Source organism: Rhizobium sp. RSm-3, assembly GCF_001854685.1.
Taxonomy (GTDB): Bacteria; Pseudomonadota; Alphaproteobacteria; order Rhizobiales; family Rhizobiaceae; genus Rhizobium; species Rhizobium ecuadorense.
The window spans coordinates 319,135-333,376 of the sequence record NZ_MAWZ01000035.1 but is presented as its reverse complement, the minus strand read 5'-3'; the positions used below and the strand labels follow the sequence as shown (position 1 = coordinate 333,376).

Annotated in this window: 8 protein-coding genes; 5 read left to right on the top strand and 3 right to left on the bottom strand. The window is 63.4% G+C overall.

Going from position 1 to position 14,242, the window contains the following annotated elements:
• Positions 1-92 precede the first annotated feature (92 nt).
• Together BBJ66_RS24470 and BBJ66_RS24460 are read right to left on the bottom strand one after the other, a co-directional pair.
• A complete protein-coding gene (locus BBJ66_RS24470; RefSeq protein WP_049734085.1) occupies positions 93-2,552 on the bottom strand; it encodes a penicillin-binding protein 1A in 2,460 nt (819 codons plus the stop codon).
• Between the two features lie 363 nt (positions 2,553-2,915).
• Entirely contained in the window at positions 2,916-4,187 is a 1,272-nt protein-coding gene (locus BBJ66_RS24460) for an N-acetylmuramoyl-L-alanine amidase (protein WP_071090507.1), read from the bottom strand.
• Between the two features lie 624 nt (positions 4,188-4,811).
• Between BBJ66_RS24460 and BBJ66_RS24455 the strand changes: the two genes are divergently transcribed.
• Positions 4,812-7,697: a ribonuclease E/G gene (locus tag BBJ66_RS24455; protein ID WP_071090504.1), complete on the top strand. Its 2,886-nt coding sequence runs from the start codon at positions 4,812-4,814 to the stop codon at positions 7,695-7,697.
• Between the two features lie 620 nt (positions 7,698-8,317).
• Here BBJ66_RS24455 and BBJ66_RS24445 read toward each other — a convergent pair.
• A complete protein-coding gene (locus BBJ66_RS24445) occupies positions 8,318-9,976 on the bottom strand; it encodes an acyl-CoA dehydrogenase family protein (protein WP_071090497.1) in 1,659 nt (552 codons plus the stop codon).
• A 179-nt stretch (positions 9,977-10,155) separates the two neighbouring features.
• Between BBJ66_RS24445 and BBJ66_RS24440 the strand changes: the two genes are divergently transcribed.
• From BBJ66_RS24440 to dprA, 4 genes are read left to right on the top strand one after another with little or no spacing between them, the layout of a single operon-like run.
• Positions 10,156-11,112, top strand: coding sequence for an aspartate carbamoyltransferase catalytic subunit (locus BBJ66_RS24440; RefSeq protein WP_071090495.1), 957 nt, complete (start codon positions 10,156-10,158; stop codon positions 11,110-11,112).
• The gene (locus tag BBJ66_RS24435) at positions 11,109-12,398 is read left to right on the top strand and encodes a dihydroorotase (RefSeq protein ID WP_049734079.1); all 1,290 of its coding nucleotides are present in this window, start codon (positions 11,109-11,111) and stop codon (positions 12,396-12,398) included. Before BBJ66_RS24440 ends, BBJ66_RS24435 begins: the two co-directional genes overlap by 4 nt.
• 45 nt (positions 12,399-12,443) lie before the next feature.
• A complete protein-coding gene (gene plsY / locus BBJ66_RS24430) occupies positions 12,444-13,064 on the top strand; it encodes a glycerol-3-phosphate 1-O-acyltransferase PlsY (protein WP_049734078.1) in 621 nt (206 codons plus the stop codon).
• Entirely contained in the window at positions 13,064-14,206 is a 1,143-nt protein-coding gene (dprA, locus tag BBJ66_RS24425) for a DNA-processing protein DprA (RefSeq protein ID WP_049734077.1), read from the top strand. The genes plsY and dprA overlap by 1 nt, the downstream gene beginning before the upstream one ends.
• Positions 14,207-14,242 lie beyond the last annotated feature (36 nt).

Below are 14,242 nucleotides of genomic sequence, written 5' to 3'. Positions count from 1 at the left end.
TTCTCTGTCTCGGTTCTTCTGGTGCTGGTGGACATAGAGACGCCCGCCGCGGATGTAAAGAGCCGCGGCGGGCGTTCAAAATTCGGCGATGGTCAGAACAAGCCGGGCGTGCCGGTCTGGACGGCCTGGTTTGCCTGCGGTGAGGTCTTCAGGATCTCTTCCGGCGCCATGGTGCTGTCCATGCCGATGACGTTGAAGCTGTCGGCTGGGCCGGTGCCGGGTTTGAAGGCCTCGATGATGGTGTTCGGATCACCGTCGACGGCGGCCATGCCGGTCTTGCGGTCGATCGAAATCAGGTTCATGCCCGGCGGAATGACGAATTTCGATTCCGGCGCATCCTTGACGGCAGCCTGCATGAATTCGTTGAAGATCGGCGCGGAGAGACCGCCGCCGGTGCCGCCGCGGCCGAGCGGGGCCGGCGTATCGAAGCCCATATAAAGGCCGGCGACCAGATCCGGCGTGAAGCCGACGAACCAGGCGTCCTTCTCATCGTTGGTGGTGCCGGTCTTGCCGGCGACGTCGCGGCCGCCGAGATCGATCTTGCCGGCGGCAGTGCCGCGCTGGATGACGCCCTGCATCATCGAGGTGATCTGGTAGGCGGTCATCGGGTCGAGAACGGTTTCGCGGTTGTCGACGACATTCGGCTCTTCCTGGTTCTGCCAGTCGCCGGCATTGCAGCCCTCACAGAGACGCTCCTCATGCTTGAAGATCGTCTTGCCGTAGCGGTCCTGGATCCGGTCGATCAATGTCGGCTTGATCTGCTTGCCGCCGTTGGCGATGACCGAATAGGCCGAGACCATACGCAGCACCGTGGTGTCGCCGGCGCCGAGCGACATGGAGAGAACCGGCAGCATGTGATCGTAGATGCCGAAGCGCTCGGCATATTCGGCAACGATGTTCATGCCGAGATCGTTGGCCAGGCGCACCGTCATCAGGTTGCGCGAATGCTCGATGCCCGAGCGCAGCGTCGACGGACCGCCGACTTCGCCGCCGTAATTTTCCGGCTTCCAGACCTGGCCGCCGGAGACGATCTCGATCGGCGCATCCATGATGACGGAGGCCGGCGTATAGCCATTGTCCATTGCCGCGGCGTAGACGAAGGGCTTGAACGAGGAGCCCGGCTGGCGCATCGCCTGGGTGGCGCGGTTGAATTCGGACTGCGAATAGGAGAAGCCGCCGACCATGGCGAGCACGCGGCCGGTCTTCGGATCCATGGCGACCAGGCCGCCCTGCACCTTCGGCGGCTGCTGCAGCCGATAGGAGGTCGAGGCGTCGTCGCCGAGCTTTGCGACATAGATGACGTCACCGGGGGCTACGGCGCCGACCGGCGATTTCGTGCTCTTGCGGGCGGCGTCGGCGGAACGGAAGGCCCACTGCATATTCTTGGCGTCGATCGTGCCGCGTTGACGGTCCGGCGAAACCTTGCCGCTTCCATCCTTGGCCGGCTGCAGGCCGATATCGACATTGCTGTCGGAGACGGCGAGCACGACGGCAAGCCGCCATTCCGGCACGTCGGCAAGTGCCGGAATATCGGCAAGCGCCTTGCCCCAGTCACCGCTGGCATCGATCTGCTTGACCGGGCCGTGGAAACCGCGACGCTCGTCATAGGTCACCAGACCGTCCTGCAGCGCCTTGCGGGCAGCGAGCTGCATCTGCGGATCGAGCGAAGTGCGCACTGAAAGGCCACCCTCATAGAGGACCTTCTCGCCATATTGGTCGATCAGCTGGCGGCGCACGGCTTCGGCGAAATAGTCCGAAGCAAAAAGCGAGGGGCCGGTCGTGCGGGCGGTGACGCCGAGTGGCTGCTTCTTGGCTTCCACGCCGTCGCTCTGGCTCACATAGCCATTCTCGACCATGCGGTCGATCACCCAGTTGCGGCGCTCGAGCGCAGCTTCCGGATGGCGGAAAGGATGATAATTGGCCGGGCCTTTCGGCAAGGATGCCAGATAGGCGGCTTCGGCGACGGTCAGTTCGGTGACGGATTTGTTGAAATAGGTCAGCGCGGCGCCGGCGATGCCGTAGGAATTCATGCCGAAGAAGATCTCGTTCAGGTAGAGCTCAAGGATCTTGTCCTTGCTGTAGGCCTGCTCGATGCGGAAGGACAGGATCGCTTCCTTGATCTTGCGGTCGATCGTCTGGTCAGAGCTCAGAAGGAAGTTCTTGGCCACCTGCTGGGTGATCGTGGAAGCGCCGACGGGGCGGCGGCCGGAACCGAAATTCTGCAGGTTGACGAGGATGGCGCGGCCGAGACCAGTGAGATCGACGCCCGGATGATTGTAGAAATTCTTGTCTTCGGCCGACAGGAAAGCTGCCTTGACGCGGTCGGGGATGGCCTGGATCGGCAGGAAGAGACGCTTTTCCTTGGCGTATTCGGCCATCAGCGCGCCGTTGCCGGCGTGGACACGGGTGGTCACCGGCGGCGCATAGCTGTTCAGAACGGCATAGTCCGGGAGATCCTTCGCGACGTTGGCGAGATAGATGGCAACACCCGCCGCCGCGACCAGAAACAGGACGCAGGCCATTCCGAAGAAATATCCAAAAAGTCTAACCATATTTTCAGCTACCGGTCTCTTCGATCTTCAATCGGCGCAGAACGCAACGATTGCACGGATCAAGGCAATTTGCACGTTGCGCGGCTTACTCCATGAGCGCTACCGCCACAAGCCGATTCCGCGCCACAGGCTTACGAAACATAAGCCGGAGTAACGGCGCGATTGTGAGGAAAATAGGGCTCTGCCCGCCGCATTCATCGCTCCGGGCGCGTTTGATCAGGACTGTCACATCCAAGCAACGCCCGTCGCAGCCGCCCATCCGAGCCATCCTGCTCAGAATTTGAGTCATGCAACGCGCATTAAGTCTTTGTTTTCATGGATTCCGCCGACCCGTTACCCCATGGTTTCATGGGGCGGCAGACATCAGCCGCCATTGGCCATGACAGCGGCGCGGTAGCGCTTCACTGCGTCGGTCAAAATACCGACGATCTTGCCGCGCCAGGTCTCGTCGAGCAGCAGTTTCTCGTCCTCGGCATTCGAGAGGAAGCCGAGCTCGAGAAGGATCGACGGCACGTCGGGCGCCTGCAGCACGCGGAAACCGGCATGGCGGTGCGGATTGTTGATGGTACCGACCTGATCCCTGAAAGAATTCAGCACGCTTTCGGCCAGCGAAATCGAGAAGGCCTGAGTCTCGCGCCGGGTCAGATCGAGCAGGATATCGGCGACCTCGGGCGGCTCGGCAACCGTCTCCTTGCCCGCGATCTGGTCGGAGAGATTTTCGCGTTCGGCAAGGTCGGCGGCGAGCTTGTCGGACGCCTTGTCGGAGATGGTGTAGACGGTGGCGCCGCGGATATCCTTCTGCTTCAGCGTGTCGGCATGCAGAGAAATGAACAGCCCGGCGTGGTTCTGGCGGGCGATCAGCACGCGCTGCGACAGCGACAGGAACTCGTCGTCTTCGCGCGTCAGGAAAGCCTTGATGCCCGGCTCCTTGTTCAGCCGCTCGGTCAGGGCCTTGGCGAAGGCAAGCGTCACCTGCTTTTCCTCGGTCTTGGTGTCGACGCCAATCGCGCCGGTATCGATGCCGCCATGGCCGGCGTCGACGGCGATGACGAAATCGCCGGGGGCGGCTTTCTGAGGCGCCGGAATGGCGCTCGTCGTCTGGGCCACCTCGCTCCCATCGTTCCAGGCCCCATCGTTCCAGGATTGCGTTTTCACCAGTTCGGCAAAGGCCTGCTTGTCGATCATCTCGGCATCGAGCACGAGGCGATGCCCCTTGCCGGCCTCGTCGGCCTGCACCTTGGCGAGCGCCAGCTTCACCGGCCCTGCCGTCGTCAGGACGATGCGGGCACTCTCCTCGTCCATCTTGCCGTAGCGGATATCCTTGAACAGGCCGCGGGCAGCGAGATCCTTGGCCGGAAAACCGAAGGCGGTCGCCGGCAGGTCGATGACGATGCGTTCCGGATTGGCGATATAGTGGATGGAGAAGCGCGGTTCGTGATCGAAATCGATGACGATGCGGGTCCTTGCATCGTCGCCGACGATGCGCGCGCCATAGGCAAGCAGCGGATCCCCAGCCTCGACGGAACCAGCAACGGCAGGCAGCAGACTGACGGCCAGAAACGCGGTCAGAACCGCTCTTGCGAATGTCGATCGCCGCACTGCGAAATTCGCCGCGATCCGAGCCCTCTTAAACAATAACCCGCCACACCCTATCTGTATTGCGATGGAGCCGACGCGGCCGCGTCGAACGTCGCTTGGACGAAACACCCTTTGCGGCCGGCCGAATCGCGATCACTTTATCCCCAGCTTCTATGCGTTACGAAATCCATCAATATTATGGCACATTTGGCTTTTCCCTTGCTATTGTGACACAGAAAACATACAACGAATTTTAGGGTAAAGTGTTGACGGGATAGAGTCGCCGCAAAGGCTGCCAGCCAGATCAGGACCTGGCGCCACACCGGTCATCGTCCGCCGTCTCATGCGCTTCATCCCTAGAACTGGATCCTGATTTTCCGGCTCATTGTCGGAATTCATTGGTGGATCAGCCACCACGCTCTCAGGGAGCAAATTCATCGGACCCGAACGGGTCTTCGTATTTGTCGATCACGCTTGGTTGTTGATGGTTTCGCAGCAGGTTTTATCTGAAGTGTACAGGCCCCGGACCGAAATGGTTCCGGCTGCGGTCTGGCTGCTGCCCTCCCCCTCGCATCAGGCGCGACTTTCATTATCCGGCGCGGCTACAGTGGACCGCATTCCTTCTGTTTCAACAGCAGTCGGGAATGCGCTCTCGCGGCCACGCCGAGGAGCACAGCTTACATGGCAGACAAAATGCTTATCGATGCGTCTCACGAGGAAGAGACGCGCGTCGTTGTCGTTCGCGGGAACCGCATAGAAGAATTTGACTTCGAGTCCCAGCACAAGAAGCAGATCCGCGGCAACATCTATCTGGCAAAGGTAACGAGGGTCGAGCCCTCGCTGCAGGCCGCCTTCGTCGATTACGGCGGCAACCGGCACGGCTTCCTGGCCTTCGCCGAAATCCATCCCGACTACTATCAGATACCGCTTGCCGACCGTCAGGCGCTGCTTCGGGCAGAAGCCGAGGAGCATCGCCGCGACGAAGACGTCGAGCATGTCGAAACCGCGCCGATGGTCGATCTTTCCAAGCAGGAACAGCCGGATGTCGGCATCGTGCCGGCAGAGGCGCCGGAAACTGCAGATGTAACGGAAGAGCCGGCAGCGGCAGAGGCAGTTGCATCGCCCGAGGCCGCTGAGGAAGCGCCGGCCAAGAAGGCCAGACCGCGCCGCAGCCGCAAGAAGGCAGCCGAGCCGGCTGCCGAGACGACAGCGACCGAGGACGCCGTTCCCACTGATGTCGAAGCCGAAGGCGCTTCGAGCGTCGACAACGAGGATGACGGTTCGAGCGGCGGCGCGATGGCCGCCATGGTGGAAACAGACTCGATCTCCGAAGACGTCGATACCAGCAAGCGTCGCCACGATGATGACGACGACGATGACGATCACGGCGAAGAGGAAGTCATCGAATCCGTCGGCGCCGAAGACGCAATGGAAGAAGTGCCGGATCGCGTGCAGCGCAAGCCGCGCAAGCAGTACCGCATCCAGGAAGTCATCAAGCGCCGCCAGATCCTGCTCGTGCAGGTCGCCAAGGAAGAGCGCGGCAACAAGGGTGCGGCGCTCACGACCTATCTGTCGCTTGCCGGCCGCTATTCCGTGCTGATGCCGAACACGGCGCGCGGCGGCGGTATTTCCCGCAAGATCACCAACCCTGCCGACCGCAAGCGCCTGAAGGAAATCGCGCGCATGCTCGAAGTGCCGCAGGGCATGGGCGTCATTCTGCGTACGGCCGGCGCCAACCGCACCAAGGTCGAGGTCAAGCGCGACTTCGAATATCTGATGCGCCTGTGGGAGAACGTGCGCACGCTGACGCTGGCGTCCACCGCTCCCTGCCTCGTTTATGAGGAAGGCTCGCTGATCAAGCGCTCGATCCGCGACCTCTACAACAAGGATATCGGCGAGATCATCGTTGCCGGCGAAGACGGCTATCGTGAAGCGAAAGACTTCATGAAGATGCTGATGCCGAGCCATGCCAAGGTGGTTCAGCCCTATCGCGACATCCACCCGATCTTTTCGCGCTCCGGCATCGAAGCCCAGCTCGACCGCATGCTGCAGCCGCAGGTGACGCTGCGTTCCGGCGGCTACCTGATCATGAACCAGACGGAAGCGCTGGTTTCGATCGACGTCAACTCCGGCCGCTCGACGCGCGAACACTCGATCGAGGACACTGCGCTGCAGACCAACCTCGAAGCCGCTGAGGAAATCGCCCGCCAGCTTCGCCTGCGCGACCTTGCCGGCCTGATCGTCATCGACTTCATCGACATGGAAGAGAAGCGCAATAACCGCGCCGTCGAGAAGAAGCTGAAGGAATGCCTGAAGAACGACCGCGCCCGCATCCAGGTCGGCCGGATCTCGCATTTCGGCCTGCTGGAAATGTCGCGCCAGCGCATCCGCGCCTCGGTTCTCGAATCGACCACGCAGGTCTGCTCGCATTGCGGCGGCAGCGGCCATGTGCGTTCGCAGTCCTCCGTCGCGCTGCATGTCCTGCGCGGTATCGAGGAATATCTGCTCAAGAATACCACGCACAACATCAGCGTGCGCACCACGCCTGACATTGCTCTCTACCTGCTCAACCACAAGCGCCAGACGATCATCGACTACGAAAACCGTTTCGGCGTCGCTATCGTCATCGATGCGGATGGTTCGGTCGGCGCGCAGCATTTCGCCATCGATCGCGGCGAGGCCGTGGAAAACCCGGTCAAGATCGAGACACTCTTCAACTTCGCAGCCATTCCCGAGGATGACGACGACGACATCGTCATCGAAATGGATGAGGACGAAGACGAGGAACTCGAGGAAAAGCCGGCCGCTGCCGAACGACCCGTTGCGGCGCGCTCGGAAGGCGAAGGTGACGGCAACCGCAAGCGTAAGCGCCGCCGGCGCCGGCGCGGCCGCAACGGCAATGCCGAGCAGCCGGCATCGACAGCTGGCGAAGCCGGCGACGAGGATGAAGACGGCGACGACGAGGGCGGCGAAGGTGATGAAACCACCGAAGGCGCGCCCGAGACGCTGGCTGAAAGCGAGGAATCGCAGCGCCGCAAGCGCCGCCGTCGCGGCAAGCGCGGCGGTCGCCGCAACCGCGCCGAGGATGGTTCCGAACTGGCGGCCGGCGAAGCCGGTGAAGACAATGGCGGTGATGAGGGCGAAGGCGACGACGTTTCGAACGACGGCGCCCCCGGGGAAGCCGAAGCTGTCGAAGCGGTAGCCGAGCAGGCTGGTGAAAACCAGGCCGCAGCCGCCGCTGTCGAGGCTGCGGCCGTCGTCACCGAGGATGTGAAGCCCGCCCGTGGCCGCGGCCGCCGCAAAGCCGCCGCAGCGCCGGTCGAGGAGCCCGTGGCAGAGACGGCACCTGCGGCCGTGGCCGAACCGGAGTTAGTCGAAGCCTCAGCCGATCTCGAAACGCCCGCTCAGGAAGAGGCCCCGGAAGAAGCGAAGCCGGTTCGCGCCAACCGCGAATCCAACATCACCTCCTCCGAGCCGACGGTGAAATCCACCCGCAGCGAAAGTGGCGAAAGCGATGACGGCAAGCCGAAGAAAGCCGGCTGGTGGCAGCGCCGCGGCTTCTTTTGAACGCTGATTTTTGGACGTAAATAATCAATCCGGCTGCGGCGACGCGGCCGGATTTTTGTTTGTGGCGAGGGTATCGTCATTGATCTTGAGACCATCCGGCGTCTTTCTCGCGTCTGAAAAGACGCACAGCCCAAGGAGATCGCCGAGACCAGCCCCATCCGGCTGCTGCCACCCTGCCTGAGCCACTCGTCTCTGTCCTTCGTCCCGCCAACAGGCGAAGGGACATGCCGCGACCTCTCGATCCCCTCTTCTCCCCAGCGGGGAGAAGGTGCCCGTAGGGCGGATGAGGGGGCCGGCGAAGCCGGTCTTTTTCAACAACGCCCGGCGGATTTCAACCAAGCCGGCATTGTCTCAACGGCGTTCAGGGCGCGAGGGAACGGCGTCATCGTCGGCGTGGCGGAATAGGTTTTACGTGAAGGATGTGCCGTGTGGCCCCCTCATCCGACCCTGCGGGCCACCTTCTCCCCGCTGGGGAGAAGAGGGTTGCGGCAGCCTCTCCGTCCGTCGTTCGCCTCTCGCAGGGTGCGTCCCATCACCTCGTTTTTACGAGGGTCCGCAGGACGGGTTAGTGTGAGGGCGGCTATTTGCGCGAGCAGTAACCATCATTCCCCCGCCTGCGGTTAGGCCGCCGGCGGATAGAGCAGATCGACGATGTAGCTGGCGTCGAAGCGGGAATCGAGCATGCCGTAGGTGGAGCGCCAGCCGCCGGCAAGGCGCGTCTCGATGAAGGCATCGGCAATACGCCCAGCGCCCAGCCGATAGAGTTCTGCGGCGCCGGCGGCAAGCGCCAGTTGCTCGACGAGCAGGCGTGCCGCCCCCTCATCCTGTTCGCACAGCGCAATTGCGGCGCGCAGCACGTCGATCGTCTTCTTGCCGGCCGGGCCGAGATCGCGGGCAAGGCCTGAGAAAACCGTTTCGAACAGATCCTTGCCGCGGTTGAGCACGCGCAACACGTCGAGCGCCATGACGTTGCCGGAGCCTTCCCAAATGGCGTTGACCGGCGCTTCGCGGTAATGGCGGGCGATCGGGCGTTCTTCGATATAGCCGTTACCGCCGATGCACTCCATCGCCTCATAGATCAGCGCCGGCGCGATCTTGCAGCACCAGTATTTGGCGACCGGCGTCATGACGCGGGCATAGGCCGCCTGCTCGGCATTGCCGCGCGCCTTGTCGAAGGCGTCGGCAAGGCGGAAGGAGAGAGCGGTGGCGGCAGCGACATCAAGCGCCATGTCGGCCAGCACGCGCGTCATGATCGGCTGGTTGACGAGCATCTTGCCGAAGACGCTGCGGCCGCGGGTGTGGTGCACGGCCTCGGCCAGCGAGGCGCGCATCATACCCGACGAGGCCAGCGCGCAGTCGAGCCGCGTCAGCGTCACCATGTCGAGGATGGTGCGAATGCCGGCATCGGAGCCGCCGAGCAGGAAGCCGAAGGTGTCTGAGAATTCGACTTCGGCAGAGGCGTTGGAGCGGTTGCCGACCTTATCCTTCAGACGCTGGAACTGCAGGCCGTTGGCGGAGCCATCCTCCAGCAGGCGTGGCACCAGGAAGCAGCCCATGCCCTCCTTCGTCTGCGCCAGCATGATGAAGGCATCGCTCATCGGCGCGGACATGAACCATTTGTGGCCGGACAGCCGATAAATGCCTTCGCTGACCTTTTCGCCAGCGGTCCGGTTGGCCCTGACATCCGTGCCGCCCTGCTTTTCCGTCATGCCCATGCCGATGGTGACGGCGGACTTCTGCATGGCGGGCTTGTTGGACGAATCATATTTGCGCGAGAGGATCTTTGGCGCCCAGTCCTTCTGCACCGCGGGCGAAGCTGAAAGCGCGGCAACCGAGGCGCTGGTCATCGTCAGCGGGCAGAGATGGCCGGATTCCAGCTGCGCCGTCAGATAGAAGCGGGCGGCGCGAACCTTGTGGGCCTCATCCTTGGCATCGGTATCGGCCTGCGGATCCCAAACGGAGGAATGCAAGCCGACCGACATGGAGCGGCGCATCAGCGCATGCCAGGCGGGGTGGAATTCGACGACATCGAGGCGCTCACCGCGCGGACCGTGGGTGCGCAGCTGCGGCGTGCCCTGGTTCGCCATGCGCGCCAACTCCTGCGCCTCCGGCGAGGTGACGTAGCGGCCCATGTTTTCCAGGTCTTCGCGGATGCCGCGCGGCAGGGCCGCCGTCAGATCGACGATCAGCGGATCGGACCGATAGGCGTTGATGCCGGACCACAGGCTCGGCTGGTTGAGTTCTGCGAGTTTTTCGTCAGTCCGGTTGGCGGAGGTCATAATTCGCTTCTAGTGTAAGAACCCGGCAAAGGGAAACCGGAAGTTATGATTCGGTTCATTCTGCTCTATCGGAATTTTGGCGAAAATGCATGGGGACATAAGCCTTTGCCCACAGCGCATGCTTGCCCCGGCGGGCCGCACTCTTTATAGACCCGCCAGAGACAGCAAGAGGCAGGGTCATGGTCTTTTTCCCCCACCGCCACCTCATCGGCATCAAGGGCCTCACCGAGCAGGATATCACCTATCTACTCGACAAGGCCGACGAAGCCGTCAAGATCAGCCGCCAGCGCGAGAAGAAGACGTCGACCCTGCGCGGACTGACGCAGATCAACCTGTTCTTCGAGGCATCGACCCGCACGCAGGCCTCCTTCGAGCTTGCCGGCAAGCGGCTCGGCGCCGATGTGATGAACATGTCGGTCGGCAATTCCTCGGTGAAGAAGGGCGAAACGCTGATCGATACGGCGATGACGCTGAATGCGATGCGCCCCGACGTGCTGGTCATCCGTCATTCCAGCGCCGGTGCTGCCGCCCTTCTCGCCCAAAAGGTCTCCTGCTCGGTCGTCAATGCCGGCGACGGCCAGCACGAACATCCGACCCAGGCGCTGCTCGACGCGCTGACGATCCGCCGTGCCAAGGGCAAGCTCTCGCGCATCATCGTGGCGATCTGCGGCGACGTGCTGCATTCACGTGTGGCGCGCTCCAATATCCTGCTGCTCAATGCCATGGGTGCGCGCGTGCGTGTCGTCGCGCCCGCTACGCTGCTGCCCGCCGGCATCGCCGATATGGGCGTCGAGGTCTTCCATTCGATGAAGGAAGGGCTGAAGGACTCCGACGTGGTGATGATGCTGCGGCTGCAGCGCGAGCGCATGTCCGGCGCCTTCGTGCCTTCGGTGCGCGAATACTATCATTTCTATGGGCTCGACGCCGAAACACTGAAAGCGGCGAAGGAGGATGCACTGGTCATGCATCCCGGCCCGATGAACCGCGGCGTCGAGATCGCCTCCGAGGTGGCCGACGGCCCGCAGAGCGTGATCGCCGAACAGGTGGAAATGGGGGTCGCTGTGCGCATGGCGGTGATGGAGACGCTGCTCGTCTCGCAGAACCAGGGTCCCCGAACCGATGGATTGAAGGCATGAGCAACCCGATCGTCCTCCAGAACGTCCGTATCGTCGATCCCTCGCGCAATCTCGACGAGGTGGGCACGATCATCGCCGAAAACGGCGTGATCCTGGCCGCCGGCAGCGCAGCGCAGAACCAGGGCGCGCCTGAAGGTGCTGATATCCGCGACTGCACCGGCCTCGTCGCCACGCCTGGCCTCGTCGATGCGCGTGTCCATATCGGCGAACCCGGCGGCGAACATCGCGAGACGATCGCCTCGGCAAGCCGGGCGGCGGCAGCCGGCGGTGTCACCTCGATCATCATGATGCCGGACACCGATCCCGTCCTCGACGACATCGCGCTCGTCGAATTCGTCAAGAAGACGGCGCGCGATACCGCCGCGGTCAACGTCTATCCGGCCGCCGCCATCACCAAGGGCCTTGCCGGCGAGGAGATGACGGAGATCGGCCTGTTGATGCAGGCGGGCGCCGTCGCCTTCACCGATGCCCATTCCAGCGTCCACGACACGCAGGTGCTGCGCCGGATCATGACCTATGCGCGGGAATTCGGCGCCGTCATCTGCTGCGAAACGCGTGACAAATATCTCGGCGCCAACGGCGTCATGCATGAGGGGCTTTTCGCCAGCTGGCTCGGGCTCTCCGGCATTCCAAGGGAAGCCGAACTGATCCCGCTCGAACGCGATCTCAGGATCGCGGAGCTGACACGCGGCCGTTATCATGCCGCGATGATCTCGGTGCCGCAATCGGTCGAGGCGATCGAACGCGCCCGCAGCCGCGGCGCCAAGGTGACCTCAGGCATCTCGATCAACAATCTGGCGCTCAACGAAAACGACATCGGCGAATACCGCAGCTTCTTCAAGCTCTATCCGCCACTGCGCCCGGAAGACGATCGGGTGGCGATGGTCGAGGCGCTGGCAAGCGGCGCGATCGACATCATCGTCTCCTCGCACGACCCGCAGGACGTCGATACCAAGCGCCTGCCCTTCGGCGAGGCTGAAGACGGTGCGGTCGGGCTGGAAACCATGCTGGCGGCGGCTCTCAGGCTGCACCATGGCGGCCAGGTGAGCCTGATGCGCCTGATCGACGCCATGTCCACCCGCCCGGCCGAGATTTTCGGCCTCGCCGCCGGCACGCTGAAGCCGGGGGCGGCGGCCGATATCGCGCTCATCGATCTCGATGAGCCTTGGCTTGTCGCCAAAGACATGCTTCTCTCCCGCTCGAAGAACACGCCGTTCGAAGATGCGCGCTTCAGCGGGCGGGCAATCGCGACATATGTCTCGGGAAAGCTTGTCCACGCACTCTAGGAAACGGCATACTGGGGATAGGCCACGGAGGGGCTGAGGCGGCATATGTTATCCAATCTCATGTCATGGCAGATCACGCTGCCGGTCGCGCTTGCCGCCGCCGTCATCGGTTATCTCTTCGGCTCCATTCCTTTCGGCCTGATCCTCACCCGCGCCGCCGGCCTCGGCGACGTGCGCAGCATCGGCTCCGGCAATATCGGCGCGACGAATGTGCTGAGAACCGGAAACCGCAAGCTTGCGGCGGCGACGCTGCTGCTCGATGCGCTGAAGGCATCGGCAGCGGCCTGGGTCGTCGGTTATTTCCTCGGTGAGGAGGCTGCGATCATCGCCGGTTTCTTCGCTTTCATCGGCCACCTCTTCCCGGTCTGGATCGGCTTCAAGGGCGGCAAGGGCGTCGCCACCTATATCGGCACCCTGCTCGGCGTCGCGCCGATCATGGTCGTGCTCTTTGCCGCCATCTGGCTGGCCGTCGCCTTCACCACCCGCTACTCCTCGCTGTCGGCGCTGGTTGCCATGCTTGTCATTCCGGTTGCGCTGTGGATACTGGGCAATGAAAAGGTTGCAGCCGTCATGGCGATCATGACGCTGATCTCCTACTGGAAGCACCGGGCGAACATCTCCCGCCTGATGGGCGGTACGGAAAGCAAGATCGGGGCGAAGGGATAATGGATGCGCTGAGCGCGGGACCAAAAGGCACTGTGCTGAGCGAACGGCAGAGAATTGCCTGGCTGCGCCTGATCCGCTCCGACAATATCGGCCCGGCGACCTTTCGCGACCTCATCAATCATTTCGGTTCGGCCGAGGCAGCGCTTGCGGCGCTGCCGGAGCTTTCCGCGCGCGGCGGCGCGACGCGGGCGATCCGCATCGCCAGCGAGGCCGAGGCGCATCGGGAGCTGGAGGCGGCGCATCGCTTCGGCGCCCGCTTCGTCGGCATCGGCGAGCCGGACTATCCGCAGGCGCTGAAGCAGATCGACGGCGCGCCGCCGCTCTTGGCCGTCAAGGGCGCGCTTGCCGCCGCCAAACGGCCCGCCGTCGGCATCGTCGGTTCGCGCAACGCCTCGATCGCCGGCGCCAAGTTCGCCGCGATGGTGGCGCGCGACTGCGGCCGGGCTGGATATACCGTGGTCTCGGGCCTGGCGCGCGGCATCGACACATCGGCCCACCGGGCAAGCCTCGATACCGGCACGATCGCGGCGCTTGCCGGCGGTCTCGACCAGCCCTACCCGCCGGAGAATATCGGCCTGCTCGAGGAGATAACCGGCGGCAACGGCCTGGCGGTCAGCGAGATGCCTTTCGGCTGGGAGCCACGCGCCCGCGATTTCCCGCGCCGCAACCGGCTGATCGCCGGCATCGCGCTCGGCCTCGTGGTCGTCGAAGCGGCAACGCGCTCGGGATCGCTGATCACCGCACGGCTTGCCGGCGAATTCGGCCGGCTGGTGTTTGCCGTGCCCGGCTCACCGCTGGATCCGCGCTGCCATGGCACCAACGGCCTGCTGAAGGACGGGGCTTCGATCGTCACCACACCGGCCGATGTCGTCGAATCCTTGGCGCCGCTGGCGCAATTCGAGCTGTTCCCGTCGTCGATGGCCGAGGAACCGCCGCGTGACGGCGGGGCAATGACGATGCCGCCCGGCGATACGGATCGTAACCGCATCATCGATGCGCTCGGGCCGACGCCGGTCGAGATCGACGATATTATCCGCCATACCGGGCTCTCGGCATCGGCGGTCTATCTCATCCTGCTGGAGCTCGACATCGCAGGCAGGCTGCACCGGCATCAGGGCGGTCTCATCTCGCTTTCCGACTGAGGCTTGCACGATACGAGCGGGCCGCTTTACAGCAGC

What these genes read in the sequence shown, in the direction of transcription:
- BBJ66_RS24470 (WP_049734085.1), bottom strand. Translation starts at nt 2,552, where the DNA reads ATGGTTAGACTTTTTGGATATTTCTTCGGAATGGCCTGCGTCCTGTTT.
- BBJ66_RS24455 (WP_071090504.1), top strand. Translation starts at nt 4,812, where the DNA reads ATGGCAGACAAAATGCTTATCGATGCGTCTCACGAGGAAGAGACGCGC.
- BBJ66_RS24445 (WP_071090497.1), bottom strand. Translation starts at nt 9,976, where the DNA reads ATGACCTCCGCCAACCGGACTGACGAAAAACTCGCAGAACTCAACCAG.
- BBJ66_RS24440 (WP_071090495.1), top strand. Translation starts at nt 10,156, where the DNA reads ATGGTCTTTTTCCCCCACCGCCACCTCATCGGCATCAAGGGCCTCACC.
- BBJ66_RS24435 (WP_049734079.1), top strand. Translation starts at nt 11,109, where the DNA reads ATGAGCAACCCGATCGTCCTCCAGAACGTCCGTATCGTCGATCCCTCG.
- plsY (WP_049734078.1), top strand. Translation starts at nt 12,444, where the DNA reads ATGTTATCCAATCTCATGTCATGGCAGATCACGCTGCCGGTCGCGCTT.
- dprA (WP_049734077.1), top strand. Translation starts at nt 13,064, where the DNA reads ATGGATGCGCTGAGCGCGGGACCAAAAGGCACTGTGCTGAGCGAACGG.